This is a genomic window from Actinomadura sp. NPDC049382 (genome assembly GCF_040677125.1).
Taxonomy (GTDB): Bacteria; Actinomycetota; Actinomycetes; order Streptosporangiales; family Streptosporangiaceae; genus Spirillospora; species Spirillospora geliboluensis.
This window is the reverse complement of record NZ_JBFARO010000017.1, coordinates 24,022-43,251: the sequence shown is the minus strand read 5'-3', so window position 1 is coordinate 43,251 and position 19,230 is coordinate 24,022. Positions and strand designations below refer to the sequence as shown.

At 69.9% G+C, this 19,230-nt stretch carries 33 protein-coding genes; 1 reads left to right on the top strand and 32 read right to left on the bottom strand.

Features of this window, described 5'->3' with window-relative positions:
• Window positions 1-38: 38 nt before the first annotated feature.
• From AB0K34_RS13715 to AB0K34_RS13600, 24 genes are all read right to left on the bottom strand, one after another.
• Entirely contained in the window at window positions 39-227 is a 189-nt protein-coding gene (locus AB0K34_RS13715) for a hypothetical protein (protein WP_364548243.1), read from the bottom strand.
• Complete coding sequence (locus tag AB0K34_RS13710) at window positions 224-571, bottom strand: hypothetical protein (RefSeq protein ID WP_364548240.1); 348 nt, start codon at window positions 569-571, stop codon at window positions 224-226. Before AB0K34_RS13710 ends, AB0K34_RS13715 begins: the two co-directional genes overlap by 4 nt.
• Window positions 572-573: 2 nt before the next feature.
• On the bottom strand, window positions 574-858 hold the full coding sequence (locus tag AB0K34_RS13705) for a hypothetical protein (protein WP_364548237.1): 285 nt from the start codon (window positions 856-858) through the stop codon (window positions 574-576).
• A complete protein-coding gene (locus tag AB0K34_RS13700) occupies window positions 858-1,163 on the bottom strand; it encodes a hypothetical protein (protein ID WP_364548234.1) in 306 nt (101 codons plus the stop codon). The genes AB0K34_RS13705 and AB0K34_RS13700 overlap by 1 nt, the downstream gene beginning before the upstream one ends.
• Window positions 1,160-1,327 (bottom strand): hypothetical protein, encoded by a 168-nt coding sequence (locus AB0K34_RS13695; protein WP_364548231.1) that lies wholly within the window; start codon window positions 1,325-1,327, stop codon window positions 1,160-1,162. Before AB0K34_RS13695 ends, AB0K34_RS13700 begins: the two co-directional genes overlap by 4 nt.
• 9 nt (window positions 1,328-1,336) lie before the next feature.
• Window positions 1,337-1,576 (bottom strand): hypothetical protein, encoded by a 240-nt coding sequence (locus AB0K34_RS13690; RefSeq protein WP_364548228.1) that lies wholly within the window; start codon window positions 1,574-1,576, stop codon window positions 1,337-1,339.
• Complete coding sequence (locus AB0K34_RS13685) at window positions 1,573-2,184, bottom strand: hypothetical protein (RefSeq protein WP_364548226.1); 612 nt, start codon at window positions 2,182-2,184, stop codon at window positions 1,573-1,575. Before AB0K34_RS13685 ends, AB0K34_RS13690 begins: the two co-directional genes overlap by 4 nt.
• Complete coding sequence (locus AB0K34_RS13680) at window positions 2,181-2,324, bottom strand: hypothetical protein (RefSeq protein ID WP_364548223.1); 144 nt, start codon at window positions 2,322-2,324, stop codon at window positions 2,181-2,183. The genes AB0K34_RS13685 and AB0K34_RS13680 overlap by 4 nt, the downstream gene beginning before the upstream one ends.
• On the bottom strand, window positions 2,317-2,715 hold the full coding sequence (locus AB0K34_RS13675) for an HIT domain-containing protein (RefSeq protein ID WP_364548220.1): 399 nt from the start codon (window positions 2,713-2,715) through the stop codon (window positions 2,317-2,319). Before AB0K34_RS13675 ends, AB0K34_RS13680 begins: the two co-directional genes overlap by 8 nt.
• A gap of 171 nt (window positions 2,716-2,886) precedes the next feature.
• Entirely contained in the window at window positions 2,887-3,339 is a 453-nt protein-coding gene (locus AB0K34_RS13670; protein WP_364548217.1) for a hypothetical protein, read from the bottom strand.
• A complete protein-coding gene (locus tag AB0K34_RS13665; RefSeq protein WP_364548214.1) occupies window positions 3,339-3,767 on the bottom strand; it encodes a DUF4326 domain-containing protein in 429 nt (142 codons plus the stop codon). Before AB0K34_RS13665 ends, AB0K34_RS13670 begins: the two co-directional genes overlap by 1 nt.
• A 29-nt stretch (window positions 3,768-3,796) precedes the next feature.
• Window positions 3,797-4,126 carry a hypothetical protein gene (locus tag AB0K34_RS13660; RefSeq protein WP_364548211.1) on the bottom strand — a complete coding sequence of 110 codons (330 nt, stop codon included), beginning with the start codon at window positions 4,124-4,126 and terminating at the stop codon, window positions 3,797-3,799.
• Complete coding sequence (locus AB0K34_RS13655) at window positions 4,119-4,406, bottom strand: DNA translocase FtsK (RefSeq protein ID WP_364548209.1); 288 nt, start codon at window positions 4,404-4,406, stop codon at window positions 4,119-4,121. Before AB0K34_RS13655 ends, AB0K34_RS13660 begins: the two co-directional genes overlap by 8 nt.
• Window positions 4,407-4,464: 58 nt before the next feature.
• Window positions 4,465-5,589, bottom strand: coding sequence for a hypothetical protein (locus AB0K34_RS13650; protein WP_364548206.1), 1,125 nt, complete (start codon window positions 5,587-5,589; stop codon window positions 4,465-4,467).
• Complete coding sequence (locus AB0K34_RS13645; RefSeq protein ID WP_364548203.1) at window positions 5,586-5,825, bottom strand: hypothetical protein; 240 nt, start codon at window positions 5,823-5,825, stop codon at window positions 5,586-5,588. The genes AB0K34_RS13650 and AB0K34_RS13645 overlap by 4 nt, the downstream gene beginning before the upstream one ends.
• Complete coding sequence (locus tag AB0K34_RS13640) at window positions 5,822-6,340, bottom strand: hypothetical protein (protein ID WP_364548201.1); 519 nt, start codon at window positions 6,338-6,340, stop codon at window positions 5,822-5,824. The genes AB0K34_RS13645 and AB0K34_RS13640 overlap by 4 nt, the downstream gene beginning before the upstream one ends.
• Window positions 6,337-6,708 (bottom strand): hypothetical protein, encoded by a 372-nt coding sequence (locus tag AB0K34_RS13635; RefSeq protein WP_364548198.1) that lies wholly within the window; start codon window positions 6,706-6,708, stop codon window positions 6,337-6,339. Before AB0K34_RS13635 ends, AB0K34_RS13640 begins: the two co-directional genes overlap by 4 nt.
• A 282-nt stretch (window positions 6,709-6,990) precedes the next feature.
• Window positions 6,991-8,205 (bottom strand): site-specific DNA-methyltransferase, encoded by a 1,215-nt coding sequence (locus AB0K34_RS13630; RefSeq protein ID WP_364548195.1) that lies wholly within the window; start codon window positions 8,203-8,205, stop codon window positions 6,991-6,993.
• Between the two features lie 229 nt (window positions 8,206-8,434).
• Entirely contained in the window at window positions 8,435-8,845 is a 411-nt protein-coding gene (locus AB0K34_RS13625) for a hypothetical protein (protein WP_364548192.1), read from the bottom strand.
• Window positions 8,842-10,215 carry a replicative DNA helicase gene (locus AB0K34_RS13620; protein ID WP_364548189.1) on the bottom strand — a complete coding sequence of 458 codons (1,374 nt, stop codon included), beginning with the start codon at window positions 10,213-10,215 and terminating at the stop codon, window positions 8,842-8,844. Before AB0K34_RS13620 ends, AB0K34_RS13625 begins: the two co-directional genes overlap by 4 nt.
• Window positions 10,212-10,778 carry an ATP-binding protein gene (locus AB0K34_RS13615; RefSeq protein ID WP_364548186.1) on the bottom strand — a complete coding sequence of 189 codons (567 nt, stop codon included), beginning with the start codon at window positions 10,776-10,778 and terminating at the stop codon, window positions 10,212-10,214. The genes AB0K34_RS13620 and AB0K34_RS13615 overlap by 4 nt, the downstream gene beginning before the upstream one ends.
• On the bottom strand, window positions 10,775-11,866 hold the full coding sequence (locus tag AB0K34_RS13610) for a hypothetical protein (protein ID WP_364548183.1): 1,092 nt from the start codon (window positions 11,864-11,866) through the stop codon (window positions 10,775-10,777). The genes AB0K34_RS13615 and AB0K34_RS13610 overlap by 4 nt, the downstream gene beginning before the upstream one ends.
• Window positions 11,867-12,010: 144 nt before the next feature.
• Entirely contained in the window at window positions 12,011-12,565 is a 555-nt protein-coding gene (locus AB0K34_RS13605; protein WP_364548180.1) for a hypothetical protein, read from the bottom strand.
• Between the two features lie 796 nt (window positions 12,566-13,361).
• Window positions 13,362-13,940, bottom strand: coding sequence for a hypothetical protein (locus tag AB0K34_RS13600; RefSeq protein ID WP_364548177.1), 579 nt, complete (start codon window positions 13,938-13,940; stop codon window positions 13,362-13,364).
• Window positions 13,941-14,230: 290 nt separating this feature from the next.
• Between AB0K34_RS13600 and AB0K34_RS13595 the strand changes: the two genes are divergently transcribed.
• Window positions 14,231-14,437 carry a hypothetical protein gene (locus AB0K34_RS13595; RefSeq protein WP_364548174.1) on the top strand — a complete coding sequence of 69 codons (207 nt, stop codon included), beginning with the start codon at window positions 14,231-14,233 and terminating at the stop codon, window positions 14,435-14,437.
• A gap of 2 nt (window positions 14,438-14,439) precedes the next feature.
• Here the strand turns inward: AB0K34_RS13595 and AB0K34_RS13590 are convergent, their stop codons facing one another.
• The 8 genes from AB0K34_RS13590 to AB0K34_RS13555 all read right to left on the bottom strand — a co-directional run bounded on the left by AB0K34_RS13590 (window position 14,440) and on the right by AB0K34_RS13555 (window position 19,057).
• Window positions 14,440-14,874 (bottom strand): helix-turn-helix transcriptional regulator, encoded by a 435-nt coding sequence (locus AB0K34_RS13590; RefSeq protein ID WP_364548171.1) that lies wholly within the window; start codon window positions 14,872-14,874, stop codon window positions 14,440-14,442.
• Window positions 14,871-15,191: a WhiB family transcriptional regulator gene (locus AB0K34_RS13585; RefSeq protein WP_364548168.1), complete on the bottom strand. Its 321-nt coding sequence runs from the start codon at window positions 15,189-15,191 to the stop codon at window positions 14,871-14,873. The genes AB0K34_RS13590 and AB0K34_RS13585 overlap by 4 nt, the downstream gene beginning before the upstream one ends.
• Complete coding sequence (locus AB0K34_RS13580) at window positions 15,191-15,991, bottom strand: phage Gp37/Gp68 family protein (RefSeq protein WP_364548165.1); 801 nt, start codon at window positions 15,989-15,991, stop codon at window positions 15,191-15,193. The genes AB0K34_RS13585 and AB0K34_RS13580 overlap by 1 nt, the downstream gene beginning before the upstream one ends.
• The gene (locus AB0K34_RS13575; protein WP_364548163.1) at window positions 15,988-16,272 is read right to left on the bottom strand and encodes a hypothetical protein; all 285 of its coding nucleotides are present in this window, start codon (window positions 16,270-16,272) and stop codon (window positions 15,988-15,990) included. The genes AB0K34_RS13580 and AB0K34_RS13575 overlap by 4 nt, the downstream gene beginning before the upstream one ends.
• A complete protein-coding gene (locus tag AB0K34_RS13570; protein WP_364548161.1) occupies window positions 16,272-16,706 on the bottom strand; it encodes a hypothetical protein in 435 nt (144 codons plus the stop codon). Before AB0K34_RS13570 ends, AB0K34_RS13575 begins: the two co-directional genes overlap by 1 nt.
• A gap of 274 nt (window positions 16,707-16,980) precedes the next feature.
• Window positions 16,981-18,336, bottom strand: a complete 1,356-nt coding sequence (locus tag AB0K34_RS13565; protein ID WP_364548159.1) for a site-specific DNA-methyltransferase — start codon at window positions 18,334-18,336, stop codon at window positions 16,981-16,983.
• The gene (locus tag AB0K34_RS13560) at window positions 18,333-18,647 is read right to left on the bottom strand and encodes a hypothetical protein (RefSeq protein WP_364548156.1); all 315 of its coding nucleotides are present in this window, start codon (window positions 18,645-18,647) and stop codon (window positions 18,333-18,335) included. Before AB0K34_RS13560 ends, AB0K34_RS13565 begins: the two co-directional genes overlap by 4 nt.
• 20 nt (window positions 18,648-18,667) lie before the next feature.
• Window positions 18,668-19,057: a hypothetical protein gene (locus tag AB0K34_RS13555; RefSeq protein WP_364548153.1), complete on the bottom strand. Its 390-nt coding sequence runs from the start codon at window positions 19,055-19,057 to the stop codon at window positions 18,668-18,670.
• Between the last annotated feature and the right edge of the window lie 173 nt (window positions 19,058-19,230).

Sequence of the window (19,230 nt, the reverse complement as noted above, 5' to 3'; positions counted from 1 at the left end):
GTTCCCCCCATGTGTCCGTCCGGATGGGCAGTGCCCGGTCAGCCCTTCACCTCGGCGCGCTTGATGCTCGACCGCCACGTCGCCACGACCTTCACAACCGTGGTGCCGGGGATCTCAGCGCGCATCGCCTCCTGCACGAAAGCGGCCAACTCGTCCAAGGTCATGCCGTGCTTGGCGTCAGCGGCCTCGGCGCGCACGGTCTTCTCGGTCGTCACCGCATCGCTCAACTGAACTCCCCCTCGCTGAAGTCGTAGCCGTCGGCTACGAAGTCGTACTCGTTGTACTGGTCCCGGGGGCGGCGGATTTGCGCGTCCTCGGTGAGTTTGATCAGGTCGTCTCGGTCGACCCGCGCGCCGTACTCGTCGTAGACCTCGCCGAGAGTGAGGAGCCGCAGCCACGACGCGCGGTCCTGGACGGAGAAGCCGACACCGGTTGGCTGGTATTCGCGGTAGGCGCGGTGCAGGAACCGCCATCCGCCTGCGTTCTGACCGAGGTGGATCTCCTGTTCGCGGGCGCAGTGATCGCATGCCCGGTCGCAGGCCGACATGCGGAGGTAGTAGTTGGTGCTCACTGCTACTCCTCGCGTTGCGGGGTGAACGTGGTGTGGGTCCAGTCCGGGAACTCCGGTGACGGGTCGAACCGGCACACGAAGCCGTGATGCATAGCGATCAGATCCGCCTGGGTGGCGTTCGCTGAGTGGATCGTCACCTCATGCCGGGCCGGGCCAGCAGCGAGAGCGGCGTCGAGGAGGCCCATCTCGTAGCCGGCGGTGTAGGCGCCGTCGTCGTACGGGCCACCCTTGGAAGCGACCACCACGAACGGCATCAGCAGACTGTGCTCAGCGGGTTCTTCGGTCATCACTTGCCTCCTGTGAGTTCGTGGGTGACTGTGACGCCGGGCCCGCACACCGGGCACTGGGTAGACAACCCGGCAACGATCGGGGCATTTCGGATCGCGAGTTTGGCGTGACCGCACGACAGGCGCAGAGCAGTCAGACGGTCGTCGGAGATGGCCCTCGTCCAGCCCATCCCATCGTCGGCACCGAGCGCCTCACAGACGCGGCGGGCAGCGCCGTCTCGGGCGGACAGCGGGACGAACCGGTCGGCGGCGGCTAGGGCCTCAGTGATGGCGTTGAAGATCAGCGCGTGGCGGCGGTCGCTCATGGGGTCACCTTCGGCGTGGGTGGGGTGGGGTACCAGACGCGCCGCGAGTGCACGTACGCGGCCTGCCGCTCTACCTCGGCGGGGTACCGGGTGGCGAGGCTGCGCAGGATGAGGCGGCGCTCGTCGTCGGTGAGCCGGTCGAGGGCATCGCGGAGCGTGGTCACCGGGGCTCCTCAGCGGTGGGCGTGGACGTAGATGCAGCGCTTGCCGAGGCACAGCCCGGCGGCCCACTGGTCTCCCCAGCGCGTCGCCGTAATCGGCGTGAGGTGGAAGCGCCAGCGGCGGCGGTCGAGCCAGACGTTGCGGTGGCCGAACGGCTGGGCGTGGCCGATGAAGACGGCCTTCCAGTGCCATGCCTTGTCGCCGCGCCAGATGGTCTTGACGTGGCGGGTGGTGTCTCCGGTGCCGATCACGGGGTCTCCTTGGGCTGCTCGGCGTCGAGGGCGGCTTCCACGTCGGCGACTCGCACGGCTTTCTCGGCTTGTGGTCCGGCGAGGAGGGTCTTCCAAGCGAGGACGTGCTTGACGCGGCGCACGGCGGCTTCGGCTTGGTGGCGTGCCTCGCCGACCTGCTTCAGCTCCCGCTCGCGCTGTCTGACGATGGCTTCCCAGTCGATAGGGGCGGCCCGTTCCGCGCCGGGGGCTTCCTGTTCGGCGTCGAGGGCGGCGAGGACGTCCACGGTCCAGATCTGGTACTCGTTGGCCGGGCCGGGGCCGCGCCAGCAGAGCGCCCGGACGCGGCGGACGGCGGCCTCGGCGGCGAGCCTGCCCCGGCGCTCGGTGGCGATGGCGTCGCGGGCCTGGGCGAGGGCGCGCTCGGCCTCCTCAGCGCGCCGCTTGGCGATCTCCTCATACAGGTCCGCCGCGCGCCCGGCGTGCTCCCACCAGCCCTCCAGGTCGCCGTCGTCCGCCGCCAGCCAGGCGGCCGCGATCTCGCGAGAGAGCTCCTTGCGAGCCTCTGTGCGGCCCGTGGGGGCGCTGGGGCCCGTGGGGCCGTCACCGTGTGCGGGTCGGGGCGTCACGGGCGCTCCTCCGGGGGAAGCGCGGCCTTCAGGGCGGCGCTCGCGGCCTTGGTTTCGCGGTCGAGTTCCTCGAACAGCTCGCGGTTGGCCTCGTAGGCGTTCGGTTCACGCCCTTCTGTGGGCGTGGTCGGGTCAGGCATGGGTGGTCTCCATCCAGGAGTCGGGGTCGCAGTTCGGGGCGCACTGCCGGATCCCCCCACGCGGGTCCGGGACATCCCCGTCGTGGCGCGGGATCAGATGCACGTGCAGATGATCGATGGACCGTCCGGCGGCCTTGCCGTCGTTGATGCCGATCGTCCAAGCGTCCGGGGTGCCGTACTTCGCCTCAACGAGGTTGCGGGCGTAGGCGAGCACCCCGTACAACTCGGCGGACTCGTCCCCGTTCAGGCCGAAGAAGGACTCGACGTGCCGTTTCGTGACCACCTCGACGTGGCCCGGCGTGGCGGGGAAGGCGTCGACGCGGATCCACCAGGACGCGGACTCGCCGAGGATCTCGTGTACGGTCCGGTCACAGAACAGGCAGTCACGCACTGGTCTCCTCCTCGGTCGTCTCACGGGGCATCACACGGGCAGTGAGGGTTCCGTTCCGGACCTGCTGCCGCTCCGCGTCCGTCAACGGGCGCACCGGGCTACCCGCGTGCCCGCAGCAGCAGTCCGCTGTCTCGCAGCCGAGATGGTCCTTGTCCCGGCAGGATGTGCAGATCACCAGCGCTCCCTCGTGTCGAGCCAGTTGGTCAAGGTGTCGCGGAGCCTCTCCACCTGCGCCCGGTCAAGGACCACCTGCGCGTATCCCGGCTGCGGCCCCCCGTACGTGGTCTCGTCCTCAGCGACCGACAGGCGCACGAACTCCACAGGCGGGCCGTCGTCGGTGAGGGTGCCGCGCACCTGCGGGTGGCAGTGGTTCGGGATCGCGGCCACATCCACGCCCCCGCCGCGCGGGCCATCCTGGGACGGGTTGACGTGCGACCCCTGATAGACGAGCGGGGGCGGGTTCCCGCACGTGCATGCCTGCTCGGTGCGGCGGTAGAAGATGCCACCGGCGACCATCACCGCGCCGTCCGGCCAGTCGTCCCCGGCGGGCATGCGCTCGTACACGGCGCAGTGCGTGGCGTGGTCGTTGTCGTCGATGGTGAGCCACGTCGAGTAGATCGACATCAGAGGAGTCCTCCGATCGGTGTGACGTCGGTGGCGGAGAGCTTGCACAGCACCGGCCACGCGTACGGTTTCGGGCCGGTGCCGTGGTTCCTCGGCTGACGCGGCGGCCGGTTCGCGGCGAGCAGGAGGATCGCGGCGTGGCACAGGTCCGGTTCACCCGGCTCCGGGAGACGGCACCAGCACGCCAGGTCCCGGCCAGCGAGTTCGGTCCGCGCCCACTCCAGCAGGACCACGTCGTCGTACAGGTCCCGCTCGTACAGGGCGAGGGCTTCGAGGAGGGTGTGGACGGCGCCGCCGCACGCGCGGCACGGCTTACCCACCCGGTGAAGGTTCCGGTACTGGGACTGCTTCAGGCCCGGCGCGGCACGGCCGACATATACGGCGCCGGCGGGGACCGTGCCGTGGAACAGGTCCCCCTCGACTCTCACACGCCGCGGTCCAGGCATCACCTGCGGGCTCACGAGTCCGCTCCCGCCAGCACAGCGTCCGCCGTCCGGTCACCCGCACGAAGATTCGGCACCGTCACCCGTGCGAGCCGGACCGCCTTCTCCTCCGTGAACAGGTGCGACCGCTCCCACTCCACCGTCCGCTGGAACGGGCTCGGCTCGGGCGCCCACACGCCCTCCACCGACAGCACCTGGGCGCCTCGGCGGACCATCCACCGGCCCTGCTCATCGCACTCCACCGTCACCGTGAAATCCGCGGCGTGGTGATGGTCGGCCGGGAGGCACGACACCTCGTAGCGGGTCACACGGACCGTGGGCATCGGCATTCGCACGTCAGACATCCGCGGATCCCTTCGTCAACTCTCGGAGCTCCGCGAGGGCGGCGTCGCGTTCTCCACGCGGCACAAGCACCTCGCGTTGGCCGTAGGGGCGTCCGTTAGCGGCACCGACCACGCCTGCGTCCTCAAGCAGATCCAGCAGCCGTCCAGCCTTAACGAACCCGACCCGGACACGACGCTGGATCAGGTCAGCGCTCGCCCGCTGCCAATGGATCGCCATCCGAGCGGCGTCCAGGAAGAGGCTCCTGTCCGAGCCGACATCGACCTTCCTCAGATCTGTCATCGGTGCTTGTCTCCTTCGAGGGGTTGGTGGGCGTCGTCCACGCCCTGAGAAAGGGGGCTCATGCGGCCGTCCCGAACAGGTCGAGCTGCTCTCGTGGCGCGCGGCCGGTGTCACACGGGCGCAACTGGTCAGGGGCGCCGGGCTCGACGCCGTACAGCTCGCTGAGGCGTCCCCAGACGGCGTCCTGCCACGGCACCGCAGCAGCGACGCCGAGGACAGCGGCGCCCATCAGCGGCGGCACAGAGTCCGCGGCCTGCTGGAAACAGGAGGTGCGGGACCCATGCCACGGGTAGTCCCGGGGGAAGCCCTGCATGAGCCCGGCCTGCCACGGCTCCAAGTAGCCGCCGGGCTTACCCAGGTCGGTTCGGAACCACGACCGGGCCGTGTACGTCAGGCCCGGTGCCGGGGCGTCCGCCGAGAACTCGTTACCGCCAGGGGTCTTCCGGTCCCCGCGGGTGTTGACCCGCACCCCCGCCGGCCAGCCGAGCGCGGCAGCCATCGACACCCGCGGGAACGGCGTCAACATTTGCGAGGCGGGCTCCTCGATCGCGAGGTTCCTGCCGGTGCGCCACCACGACCGGATCGGCATGCCGGTGAAGTCGGGCGTGTACTGGCGTGCCGCTATCAGGAACCGGCGGGTCCGGCGGGTCGGGAGACCGAAGTCGTCCGCCCGCAGCGTGACCACATGGCAGGACTCCCAGTACTCCGTCGCAAGCGAGGCAGCGAAGTCCCACCAGATCCGTTCGACGGCCGGGACCTGCTCGGCCACGATCCATTCCAGGCCATCGATCTCCAGGGCGAGGCGGAGGGTTTCCAGGACCAGCGCGGACCGTTCGTCCGCCACCTCCCGATAGGTGGCCGTGTACGGGTCGTCACCGACCTTGGGCTGCATGAACAGGGTTTGGGCGCCGCCCAGCACAATGTCGAAGTCGGCGCGGCCCGTGCGTTTCCCCGAGTCGGCGTAGGTCGGGCACGGCGGCCCGGACACCCAGCCCGTCACGCCGTGATGCTGGTACGGGTTCACCGACCGGATGTCACCGTGCAGACGGGGATGGCCCGCGGCAGTGGCGGTCGCGCACGCGTCCCGGTTCAGCTCGATCCCAAGCGTCTCACCAAGGTCGAGCATGCGGGCGGCCTCGCTGAACCCGCCAGGGCCGGCGAACCCTTCCAGGACGCGGCTCATGCCGACACCTCCGCGGGCTCCGGGTCCGCGAGGTACATCTCGGCGGTCCGCAAAGCCGCGGCCCGCTCCCCCGCCCGCAGCCGGGCACCGGTGTCCTCCGCGGCGGCGACCCGCTCAAGCAGAGCCGCCGCACGCTGGTGCGCCGCGAAGTCCGGGCAGGCCGGGCCGTGGGTGAACCGGGCGATCGCCGCCGCGGCGCGCAGGTTGTTCGCCAGAGTGTCCGGGGCCGTGATCACGCGGCATCACCGCCCCGGCGGAAGCGGGCCGGGAACCTGCGCACCGGAATCCCCGCGGCCTTCGCGACCCGCAAGCAGTTCTCCGTGCCGTACGACCGGCCCAGCGGGAACCCCACCGCCACATCCGGGCGCGGCGTCATCGCGGTCATGAGCTGGTTCCGGCGCGGGCCGGCGCCCGGGCAGTAGTCCGCGAGGAGCCCAGGGTGGAACACATCACCGGGCGGCTTGCGGCGCCGGTGCGGACGAGGCGGGCAGTCCAGACCGCAGTGATCCCAGTCCGCGGGCACCGGGTCCACGACCAGCCGCCGGCCGCCACGCTCGAACCATTCCGCTTCGCTCTCGCAGAAGTCGTGCACGAGCTGGTCGGCGCCGCCGGGGCAGGCACCGTGCCGGATCAGGATCTCCCGCGCGTCCGTGGCGTAGATGACCTCGTACAAGCTCTCACCGATGAGGGCCGCGTCCGTGTGGTGGCGGGACCCGGTGGCGAGGATGCAGAACACGTCGCGGGTGGTCACGCCGCGTCCCGGATCAGGTCGGTCGCCGCAGCGTTCACCTGCTCCGGGTCGATCCCGAACCCGGTCAGCCACGAGTGCAGCCACTCACCGACCGAGCCGCCGTCCTCCCAGTCCGACCACAGGTCCCGGGCGACCTCCTCGGCCGTCTCCGGTGCGACGGTCTGTAGCGCCTTCAGCAGCTTCACGATCCCGAACAGGTTCACCATCAGGTTCGTCGCGGCGCGGGTCTCCTCGGCCGTCTCGGTGTCGAGCATCCGCTGCCAGTTCAGCTGCGCGACCACGGTCAGGTTCCGGGCCAGCGCGTCCGCCGTCACCTCCGACTCGTGGAGCGGGTACGGGGCGATCGTCTTCAGCAGGTTGGTGGTCATGAGATCTCCAGTTCGTTGAGGAAGCCGGGTCAGTACTCCAGGTCGTCCGGCTCCGGAAGTTGACGGGTCGGGGGCAGCGAGTACGAGCCCGCAACCCCGGAAATCACGAAGGCGATGAACGCGGCGGCGGCGAGGATCGCGGTCACGGTCGCCTCCCCGGCTTGTGGGAGTCGCAGCGCCACCCGCACGCGAAGAACCGCGCCCGGCCACCACACGCACCCTCACGGGCAGGGATCGGGCACACACCCGGCACCACCCGAATCACGGGCCTCTGCAGGGGCGTCATGCGATCTCCTCAAACAGCGAGTCCTGCCCATCCGGCACAGGAGGAGGCTTCGGGACACCCAGCGCCCGAGCACGCTCACCCGGATCGGTAGTCCGCCAGCGGGCGAGGCGCCCGTAGTCGTGCGACAGGTCGACAGAGATGCCGTGGCGGCCGTAGACATCGGCCACGAGGGCAGTGGTTCCTGTGCCGCCGAACGGGTCGAGCACGACCGCCGGGCAGGTCGGCGCAGTCGATTCGGGGCACGCGCAGGCGTAACCGACGATGCGGTCCGGCTTCGCGATGCGGGCTGCCCATTCGTCACGGCCGCCGTCCATGGTGGAGCGGCGCCGTGAGCCGTTGCGACTGTCGGGATTGTTGTCGCCGCCGAGCAGGCCAGGCTTGTCGACGACGGGCCGGCGTCCTTCACCGCATGCGGCACAGATGCCGGACGGCGACCAGCCGAGGACGATGCTCTGGATCAACGCTGGCGGAAATGCAGCGAAGTGCTCGGTGTCGAGATGCTCAGGGACCCGGAGCGGCTGAGTAGCGACCTCCCACACCGACCCCGGCAGAGCACCGAGCGGGTGCTGCCCGTGGTAGTCGCCCGTCCCAGTCCGAACGTGGTTGACGTTCCGCGCGTTGAAAGCGCTCCGGCCTGCCCTGCGCCGCGGCGCAGCGTGCGGCTTGCGGATCTCGTCGACAGCGCTGAAGTAGTACGGCTCCTTGGTCAGGTGCACCCAGTCCTCGTGGGAGCGCCGCACCCTGTCCGTCACCGACTCTGGCATCGCCGAAGGCTTGTCCCAGATGACAACCGCCCGGGCGATCAGGCCAAGGTCGTCCACCGCGCCGATCCGGTACCGCTCCGGCAACAGCATCAGTGACTTCTCCGGCATGTCCTTCGGCCGGACATAGCGCGGGCTGGCCGCGCGCCACGTGTACCCGTCCGACGAGCCCCGCCAGGCGCCGCGGGTGCGGTTGGCGTACTTGTCGCCGAGCAGCACGAACATCGACCCCGACGGCTTCAGAACACGCGCCCATTCGCGGGTGCAGTCCAGCAGCACCGCGATGTACTCCTGCGGTGTGGGCTCGGCGCCAACCTGCCCGTCGTAGTGGCGGCCGCCATCGGTGTAGGACCGGAGCCCCCAGTACGGCGGTGAGGTGACGATGAGGTCCACGGACTCGTCCGGGAGCGGCAAGCGCCGGGCGTCGGCACGGATGATCGAGGCGGTCACGCGGCACCACCCCGGACAGCCGCGACCACAACCAGCGGGCAGTCATGCGGGTCAGCGCAGTCATGGCGTGCACCGCAGAACAGACGGCCCTCGATCAGGTCCTCAATGTGGTACTGGCACACCGGCTGCGGAACCACGTGCTCGTGGACGCACCCTGCGAGCGGCGCCTCGACCGCTTGCCTCCGGCACGGCTCCGACGGGCTCTCGTAGGTGAGGCAGGTCTTGTGCATCATGCGGCGTCACCCGCCGCCAGCTCCTTGATCCGCCCCGACCGGCCCTCAGCCGCCGCACCGATCACCTGCGGCCAGTCCGTGAGCGCCAGCCAGTTCTTCGCCATCAGCCGGGACGTCCACAGCAGCAGTTCCCGCCACGTCCGCACGTGGCTGACGTCCACGTCGTAGCCGCCGGCGTCCGGGTCCGGGTTGCACCGGTCGTGGTACAGCCGCCACGGCACCATCTCCGGGAACGTCAGCAGCTCACCGATCCTGTGAACCGTGCCGGTCCCGTGGACCCGCTCCCACTCGGCTTTCGCCTCCCGGTACGCCTGGATCTCACCGAACCGGATCTCCAGACACCCGGCGCCGTCATCGATCCGGCCGCCGCACACGTCGCAGAGGAACTCCAACTCGACCGCGGTCATGACACAACTCCGTGAGGGGTCCAGTTGTCCCGTGCGGCCATGTCGTCGATGCGGGAGTAGTGGCCCTGGAACGCGAGCGTCGCCAGCCCCTTCGGGCCGTTCCGGTTCTTCTCGACGTACATGTCGATCTCCCCGGCGCGCGGCGACTCCGGGTCGTACACGTCATCGCGGTTCAGCATGATCACGATGTCGGAGTCCTGTTCGACGCTGCCGCTCTCCCGCAGGTCAGCGAGGATCGGCTTCTTGTCCGCGCGGCGCTCCACGTCCCGGTTCAGCTGCGACCCGACGATGATCGGGACCTCGAATTCCTTCGCCAGGAGCTTGAACCCGCGGGAGTACTGCGACACCTCCACCTGCCGGGACTCGACCTTCTTCGGCGACTCCATCAGCTGCAGGTAGTCGATGACCGTGAGCGCCGCCGGGCTGCCCGTGCGGCGCATCTGCCGCAGCGACGCCCGAACGTGCGGGATCCCCATGGCTGGGGTGTCGTCGATCACCAGCGTCTTCGCTGACTGCAGCCGGTCCAGCGAACGGGCGAGCCGCTCCCAGTCGTCCTCCGTCAGCAGCTCCGGCTCCAGCAGATGCTTCAGATTCACCTTCGCGTCATGCGACACCAGCCGCGCCATGAACTCGTCAGTGGACATCTCCAACGTCCCGACGAACACCGGCAGGCCGAGCTTCACCCCCACGTAGTGGGCGATGCACGCCATGGCCACGCTCTTCCCGACCCCCGGCCGCGCCGCGATCGTGATGAGCTGCCCCGGCCGGAACCGCGGCACCAGCCGCCCCAGGTCCGTCCACCCCGACGCCACCCCGCGCTGGTCCCCGCCGGCCTCCAGCGACTCCATGAACGGCATCGCCATGTCCGCGACCGACCGCGCCACCGACGGTGTCGACGTTGCGGTCGCTTCATCGAGGAGCTTGTTCGCGATGTCCGCGGCGTCGTCCGCGTCCGCCGCAGCCGACGCGTACGCGAGCTGCGTGATCCGCGGGCCGGCGACCGCGAGGCCGCGGAGCTTCGCGACGTTCCGCACCTGCGTGATGTACGACCCGACCGCGTTCACCATCGGGACCTGCTCCACAAGCCGGTGCAGGTACATGCCGTCCGGGACATGCTCGGGACCGTCGGCCTGCCTCGGCAGCTCCGCGCGGACCGTGACCGGGTTCACCGGCTCACCCCGCCCATACGTCGCAAGCAGCGCCCGGAAAATGATCTGGTGCGCGGGCCGGAAGAAGTCATCCACCCGCAGCATCTCGGCGACCTGCCCGGCAGCGTCCGGCGACAGCATCGCCGCACCCAGCGCGCACGCCTCCGCCTCAATGTCGTTCGGCGGAAGCTGCTCGAACCCGCCCTCGTCGTCGTGGGTCACCGGGACCTCCGACGGTCCGCGCCGTCGAGGATCACCACGGTCGCACCGTCAGCGAGCCGAGACGCGATCCGCTCCCCCAGCGTCGCCCGGAGCGACTGCGCGTTCGACGTCGTCACGACCGGGCGGCCGTTTGCCCACCGGTCATCCACGACACCGAGCAGGCACTCCAGCTCCCACTCGTTGACCCGCCCGGCGCCCAGGTCGTCGAGGCCGAGGACGTCGGCCTGCCGCATCTGGTCCAGGCGGGCCCGGTCCACCGGCGGCGCGATCGTGTCGCGCCACTCCGCCGAGGCGGCGAACATGATCCGGCCCTCGAACCCGGCCGCGACCGCCCGCTCCAGCACCTCCCACGCCGCCCACGTCTTGCCCGACCCGGTCGGGCCACCGAGCAGCAGGTTCCCCGCGGTGCCGGTCAGGAGCCGCGCACCCCACGCCGCAACGTCGGGGTGAAGGTCGCCCGTGTCACGGAGCCGCTGCGGGCGCTGCTGCTGGATCAGCGACAGGCGGTGCCGGCGGCGCTCTTCCAGCCACTCGGCATCGGCCTCAGCCTTGTACAGGCTCATATGTAGCTCTCCTTGTCGTAGGAGTCCCGGGGCGGCACGTAGGAGCCGGACGTGGGTGCCGGGGGGAGGTTGATTTCGTCGTTCCAGCGCTCGCTGTTCAGCCAGCCGCTGGCGTGCTTGATGTGTTTCTTCTCGCGGTTCTCGCGGGTGACGAGGTCGCGGTACCGCTCAGCCCCGGCGATGATCACGAAGGGGGCGGCCTTCTTGACGGCCTTCGCCCACGCCTTGCGCGCGTCGGCCTTGCTCGAACCGTTCGGGTAGATCGACCAGAACTTCACCCAGTCGGGGTCGTCGTCCGAACCGGGCGTCGGGAACTTGGGCGGGGCAGGCGGCGACGGCATGCCGGGGAGTGCGTCCGAGTCGGAACCGCCCTCTGAGCCCACCCCGTCCGTGTCCTTCGTCGGCGGAGCCGGTGAGGAAGAGTTCTTGGGGTCAGGGGTTTCAGGGGTATGGGGGTCCCTGTAACTACTACCGTTACCTTCCCCTATCCCCTGTGAACCCTCACCCGAAGGGTTCGTCTTAGGGTTGCCGGAAGGGTTAGTGGAACCCTTAGGCGGAGGGTTACCGGAACCCTTATCGAGCGCCCGTTCAAGATCCGCGATGAAGTCCGCCAGGACAGCCCTGACGTGCTTGGACTCGCTCTGCTCCACCGGGATCCGGTGAAGCTCGTAGAGCAGCTCCGCGAGGATCGTGGGCGACTCAACGAGGGTCGCTGCTTCCCGCGCCGACTTGAGCAGGTTCGGGATCTTCCAGATGCCGTCGTGCCGGATCAGCGACCGGATGAACACTTCCTCGGTGTCCTCGTCGACCACGATCAGCGGCCGGCCCGGCTCACCCGAGGCCCCTTCGGGGGACCCTTGCCCGAAGGGTTGCGCCAACCCTTCCAAGTCCTCCTGAACCTGAGCGGCCGTGAGCCCCTTCGCGGAACGTGCCCACCGCCGCATGCGGAGACTGAGCACTCCGCAGAAGCTCAAGTCCCGCTGCGACAGCAGGAAGAAGTACATGCGCTGCTCGCGCGGGGAAAGGGCGAGGAACGCCTCGTCGTTCCAGATGGAGGCGAAGATCCTCGCTTCGTTGCGGCCAGCCATCAGGTTGGGGATCCCTCCAGTGAGATCGCGGATGAAAATGTGAAGCCCATGCCATGCCTAGCCACGGCCTTGCCACGCCGAGCCCGAAAGTGCCGGGCCGTACCTGGCCTTGCCTTGCCTTGCCTTGCGTTGCTTTTGTGCTTGTCAGGCAGCCGCGTCTGGCTTCGCTGTGACCCCGTGACGCTCCAGAAGTTCGGTCAGCCGGTCGACGCGCTCGGAGATCTCCGCAACGTCAGCCGAAGTGTCGCGGCGGAGCGCCTTGATCTCGGCCTGTCGCTGCTCGTCCCGGGCCTCCAGCCGGCGGATCATGTCGGCGTGCTGGCGGAGGCTCATCTCCAGCCCGTCGATCCGCTTCCGCTCCTCGGGGGTGAGCTTCGATCGGTCGGCGCTGGCGGCCTTGGAGACGGCCTTGCGCATCTGCCTTCGGGACCGGTGGTGGTGACCGACCGCGAGGCGCTCGTGTTCGTTCGCAGCGGCGATCCGGTAGCCGGAGCCGCGGACGGTGGCGAGGGTCCTGTGGTCGGCCTTCTCCAGTTCGGTGATGCACCGGTAGATCGGTGACCGGTCCGAGCGGAAGTCCCGGCCGAGGATCTCGTCCAGGTCGTCGTAGGTCAGCACGGTCCCCTCATCGAGGGTGGACACGCGCTGGTAGATGAGCTGCCACTCGGGCAGATCACCCTTGGGTTCGAACGGCTTCACTGTTCCTCCCGATGGTTGTAGATCCCTGCCTCGCCCAACCCCGCTGGGCCATGCGGCGCCTTGCTCTGCCGAGCCGCACCCCGCCGAGGAGTGCCCCGCCGAGCCACACCCAGAAGGGGCGTGCGTGGGCGCCACGGACTCGAACCGTGGTGTCTGCCAGCCGCCCGTTGATCCCTCGCCTCGCCAAGCGGTGCCCCTCCCGGCCCCGCCAGACCACGCCGTACAACGCCATGCCAAAACCCGCCCGACCTCGCCCAGAGAGTGGGCGTCGCGGACTCGCACCGCGATGTCTGCTGGTCGCCCTCCATGCAGTGCCGATCCCAGCCGCACCCGGTCGAGCCACGCCTAGCCAATCCCGGCCTTTGACGGCCAAGCCGAACCGCGCCACGCCCGGAACTGCGCGAGCGCCGGGACCTCGAATCCCGGTGGTTGCCGATCGCCCGTTGATCCCTGCCTCGCCAGGCCCAACCTCGCCTGTCCGCGCCAAGCGGTGCCTGACCCGACCAAGCCCGTCCTGGCCGTGCGTGGGCGCCGGAGCCTCGCACTCCGGTGGCTGCTGGACACCCGGTTATCCCAAGCCCTGCCGTGGCGAAGCGAGCCATGCCCTGCCCCGTGACGCCGCGCCACTCCCAGCCATGCCGCTGGCTACCCCGGGGGCAGCGGAAGGCCGGGGCCCGAAGCCCCCGACCAACCGCCGTCACCGGCCCAAGCCCCGCCCGGCCTTGCCACGAAGTGCCGCGCACAGCCGAGCCATGCCGCTCCCAGCACTGCCGTGCCCTGCCCAGGGAAGCCAAGGTCAGAGCTCCTCGACCTCAGCGGCGAACCTGCCGAACATCGACCGGAAATCCCCGAGCCCCTCCATCTCCCCCGCGAGACGCGCGACCTCCTTGAACTCGTCCGGGTCGATCGCCTTCGGGTCGATCACGATCTCCGCCTCGATCGCCCACTCCCGGAAGATCGGACGGCACCGGTCGACCTTGTTCCGCTGCACCGTCACCGGGCGGATGTCGACGAACTGGGACTCGCCGCCGCCCCACAGGCCCTCGACCGTCCGTGGCCCGTCGTAGATCAGCGGGCATTGGAAGTCCGCGATGGACACGCCGCGCTCGATCTTCTTGCCGGCTTTGTTCAGCCGCGCCCCGCCGACCAGTGACCGGAAGAGGTTCTGGCCGGGGATGTACGGGCCGACCACGTCGTCGAAGTACAGGGACCCCTCGAACTCGACACGCGCGATCTCCATACGGTCCTCGTCGGTCTTGGTCCGCTTGGAGTTGAGCGCCTTCAGTCGCTTCGCGTACGGGTTGAGGGGCGACGCCAACTGCACGTTGTGCAGCAGCAGCGGCCTCGTACCAGTCGCCGTGAGTCGAACCTTCATGCGATGATTCCTCCTGTCGATGGAGCGGGACCCTGGACTTTCCGGGGTCCCGTTTTCAGTTGGTGAGCTCTCCGCCGTGCCCCTGCCTCGCCTTGCCAGGCCCCACCCCTGCCAGCCATGCACCGCCTTGGCTGATCGAGCTTGGACTCTTCGATTACACGACCCACCATAGCGACATCGGATCGCGATGTCATGTCGTCATCTAATGCGGCGATCAGGTATCGTGAACTAAGGACGGGGGGCGGGATCGGGATGTGACTTAGGGACTTCGCCATGCCAACATGGGGGTCGTGGACGTGAGCGCAGAGATCGTCAAGGAGGCCAGAGCCTTCAGGCGCGCGGATGCCGCGCTTGCGCGGCACCGTGAGCGGCTTGCCGAGCTGTTCCGGAAGGCTCGCGAGGAAGAGGGCATCGGGCCGGCTGACCTGGCCCGCCTGGTTGACTACCTCTACACGCCTGACCACATCAGCCGGATCACGCAGCCGAAGAAGCGCTGACATCACGCAACCTCCCGCTGCTTGATGAGGTCGGTGCGCTGCTTGCGTGCCTGCCGCCGCTCCGACACGCAGAACTTGCAGTACGGCACGAGCCCGTCCCCGCGGGTCCTGTCAGCGTGGAAGTCGTTCTTGCGCGACCGAACCTGTCGGCAGCCGGGGCAGTACTTCTCTGACCTGCACACGATCAATTCGCCGAACGGGATCTGGTCCCCCACGACCACGTCCACCGGCTGCTCCAGCGGCACGACCGTGAGCCGCAACCCGTTGGCGCGGAGATAAGCGTCGAACGCACCGAGCATCGGGGCCCGGCGGCCTGCCTCCCAGTTCCGAATGGTGGAGGCGGCCAGGCCGGTGTCGGCGTGGATGTCTTCGGCGGTGAGACCGAGCTCGATGCGGCGGCGGGCGGCTTCGAGGACGATCGGGTGCGGCGCGCTCATGCCGCGCCCTTTTCACGCCGACGGCGCATCACGTTCTTACGCGCCGCCGTCCGCTCCTCCGGGCCCATCCCGCCCCACACGCCGTGCTGGCGCGGCTCCCGGTACGCCTCCTCCAGGCACTCAGCCATCACGGGGCAGCCGGCGCAGACCTGCTTGGCTTTCCGCTCCCGGATGGCGCGGTCGCCGGCGCGTTCACCTTCGGTGCCGAAGAACAGGGTGAGGTCGGCACCACGGCAGTTCGCGGACTCCTGCCATGCCCAGTCCGACCTAGTGAACGCGGACCTTCCAAGGCGGGCGGCCTCCTGGCTGACGGTCATCACGCCACCTCCGTCGTCGCGTGGGGGAACTCGCGGACACGAAGGTCACTCGGCCAGTACTTGGGGTCGCCGCCCTTCGGGTCGCCCTGTGCGGCGACTCTCTGTCCGCCCCAAAAGCAGTCGCTCGCCCATACCGAGCCGAGCTGCTTCACGAACACGGGCACGTTCGCGTCCTGGCAGAGCGTCACGATGTTGCGGGCCCACTCGATTCGCATCGGCCGGGCACCGCCGCCGGACTCGCCGCCGACGATGGCCCAGTCGACTGACGCGAGTTCCAGGCCGTGGAGCGGCGCGAGGAGCGGCTCCAGCGACAGGAACCGCACTGCCGCTGGCACCTCACCAAGGTCGTCCACGCGGTGCATCTGGGTGTCGTCCTCCACTGACACGCCCATCCACACGTTCGGTGGCCACTCCAGTTCGTGCGCGATGCGCCGCAGCCGTGTCGACCTCTTCGTCAGCACCTGGTAGGTGTGCTGCGGCGTATCGGCCATCACGGTGAACACGCGGCGGATGAAGTCCTTGGGGACGCGGGCGTGGAACAGGTCCGACATGGAGTTCACGAAGACCGTGCGGGGCTTCCGCCACCGATACGGCAGGGTGAGCGCGTCATCGTGGACGGTGAGGCCGAACCCGGGGCCGGAGGTGCGGGGGTCGCCGTCGTTCTGGTACTTCGCCTGGCCCATGCCCTTGAGGCGCTTGGCCATCTTGAGGGCGTAGCAGTTGTCGCAGCCCTTGGAGATGCGGTCGCACCCGGTGGTCGGGTTCCACGTCTCTTGGGTCCACTGAATTCCGGTGCTCATGAGGGGTTCTCCTGGTTGAGGGGTTCGGTGGCGGCCACGAAGCTCTTGCAGCCGCAGCGGGTGGCCTTCGGGCCGGACGACACAGAGCAGCGGGTGCGCTGCCCCGTCTTGGAGATGTCGTGCAGCACCAGCACGTGGCCGCACATGCAGGGCTGGCCGGGCCGGGCAGGCGAGCGGTCACCCTCGGGGGCCGGTGCGCCTCCCGCCTGCCCGGTGCTGGTGGTCTCGCCCGCCGCGGTGAAGCCGGCACGCGGCGGGCGAGACGACTGGGGGCCGGTCACTACACGGCCTCACGCGACGGCACCTCACGGGCGGCGGCGTTGACGCCGTCCTCCAGGTACCGGATCACGTCCTGCGGACGGTGGCCCAGCTCAAGCATCGTCACGGCGGTGTCCTTCGTGGCGCGCAGCCGCAGCAGCGCCCGACGCAGGGCCACGTTCTCCTCACGGAGTCGTTCCAGATCGTTCACGATGGGCTCCACTGCGGAGAGGTGGACGGTGACGTAGTCGGGGTGCCGCTGGTCGACGGTGATGAGGACGGCTCCTCGGACGGCGAGGCCGTGCGGGCAGGTGTCGGCGACGCGGGCGGGCGCGAAGTGGCAGCCGGGGTCGGCGTCTGCTGCGACGAGGGCGTGGCAGTGGTCGGCGACGGGGACGGTGTCCGGGACCGGTGCCGGTCCGCTCTCGTCCGGGACGGACGCACCGACGGCGACCACACCGACGGCGCCGGCTCCACCGCTACGGGCTCCTCCGACACCGCCGACGGCACCGCGCTTGGCCCGGTGGGGGTGTGACCGCCGAGGGTGTACGTGGCGTACCCGACGGCGAGTGCTGCGATGAGGATCGCCACCACACCCGCGATGGGCAGGAACCGGGACCGGGCCGGGCGGCGATGCCGCGCACCAGTGACAGGCCCGAACGCGTCCACCGCCGTGACGTCGTCCGCTCGGAGCGCGGGGATGATGTCCGTCTGCTCGAACTCCGGGCCGCTCATGTCCGCTCCCCCTCGAAGTCGAGGACAGGCGCGATCGGTTTCGCGAGCCGGGTCTTGATGAGCTCGGCGGCTTGCGGGTCCCGCTCGATCAGCAGCGCGCGGAATCCCTCGGTGACGGCGGCCTCGGCGGTAGTGCCCGTGCCGGCGAACGGGTCGAGGACGACACCGTTCGGCGGGGTGACGAGCCGGACCAGCCACCGCATGAGGGCGACGGGTTTGACCGTGGGCCAGGCGGTTCCGTCCGGCAGCTTGGGGCGCTCGGACGCGGGGGCCTTGGCCTCGTAGCGGAAGGTCGGGAAGAACCGGGAAGCGCCGCCTGTGTCGCCGAAGCCGGGCTTCAGGTCATGCTGGGCATTGATCGGGCTGTATGCGCCATGTTGGCCACCTGCGCCACGGCTTCCGCCGAGGCTCGTGGTGATGCCGCTCTGCCGGTCCAGTTCGGCGACCGGGCAGCCGTCCACGCATCCTGATGCGCAGGCGTCCCCGACGACCTCGCCGTCCACCATGATGGGCGGATGACTGAGGACGACGTTCGTGGGCCAGCGGCCAGCCTGATGTGCCGAGTCCGTGCGGGCACCGGGCCAGTCGCCGTAGGCGTCACCGTTCCGGTTGGAGTCCAGACCGACTACGGAGGCGCACTTGTCTCGGTAGTCCTGCCCGGCTGCGGTGCGGCATCCGTCGATGTTCAACGCGCCGGTTCCGTGCTCCAGCACGTTGGCGGCGACCGTCCCCGCGAGGGGGCGGCGTGCCAGCCACCAGTGCTCGGCAGCGGGCTTGAGCGCCGTGCCCCAGCCGTCCCAACGGGCCGCCTCCTCGGTGGCGGGAGCGGTAACCGGCGCGCTCCATCTGTCACCGTAGCCGTGGCCGCCCTGATGCCCGTGCGGGACGAGGTGGCTGCCGTCGGTTCGCCGCCCGGCACCGTCTTGGGCGAAGTCGGCGGCGACGCCGATCACGGGCCGTTCGGCTCCGGCCGCCTTGTCGATGGCCTTCCCCACGTCGTGGCTCTTGGGAAATCCGCTCCCAAAGAGATGGGTCACACAGTCGCGGATCTCCAGCCCGGCGTCCTCCACGGCCATCGCGGTCCAGTGGGAGGTGCGGGGCAGCGCCCACACCAATGCGTGCCCGCCCGGCTTCAGCACCCGCACCGCTTCGGCGAGCCGGTCGGCGTGCCAAGCGATCCACCGGCCCCGGCCGCCGAGGTCACCGTCCCAGTCCCGGCCCATGAAGCTGATGCCTGCGGGCGGGTCGGTGACGACGGCGTCCACGGACGCGTCGGGCAGGGTTCGTAGGACGTCCAGGCAGTCACCCAGGTACAGGGCGACGGCGTCGTCTTCCCAGTAGGGGGCGGTCATGTGATCTCCCCCCGGTCACCGATCGGGCGGAGCTGAGCCGTAGGCGCGGACGGGTCGCCCTGCCGCAGAGCCCGGAGTTCCGAGCGTGCAGCGGCCAGGTCGTAGTCGCACTGCCGGACCTGCTCCCGCAGTCGCGCCACCTGCAGCCACCACCCAGCCCCGGCGATGTACGCCACCAGCAGGCAGGCGAGGACAACCGCAGCGGTCAGGGACCACCACACGACCGCAGCGACCAGGGCCAGCAGCCCCGCCAGGAGGACCGTGTTGAGACGGCGCGGGTGCCGGGCGGCGGTGTCCAGGGCCTGGTTCACCGGGCGAGGGATACGGACACTCATGCCGCATCGCCCCCGTCCCAGGAGTGGCGCAGCAGCCCCAGGTCGTAGGCCCACGTCGGCCCGAGCGTCACTGCGTCATGGCAGCAGCGGCAGAGCGGCACCATGTTCGACGGGTCGGTGATCGAGCCTCCGCGTGCACGGGTGAGGGGTTCGTGGACGTCGTCGGCGAGGCGCCCGCAGCCCGGTGCGGCGCAGCCTGGCGCGTCACCGAAGGTGGCGGTGACCACCTTGCGGCGCTCGCGGTTCTCGGCGCGGCGCTTCCTGCTCACCGGCGCCAGCGGCGTCACGCGCGCCAGGCTGGCGGCGGCCTCGATCGGGGCGTGCCGCTCGAGCGGCTTGCGCACGGTCAGCCGGGTGCGGCGCGGCAGGGGCTTGTTGCGCTTCATGACGCCTCACCCCCGCAAGCGCGCTCGAGCGGAGTCCCGTGGTTCGCGCACGCGGGACCGCACCACCGGCACAGGTCGCCCGGCTCCTCGTCGGCGTAGCGCAGGTGCTTGCAGCCAGGGCAGCGGACGGCCGCATACGGGTCCGCGGGAGGGGCGTAGGTCGCGTCGTGGGT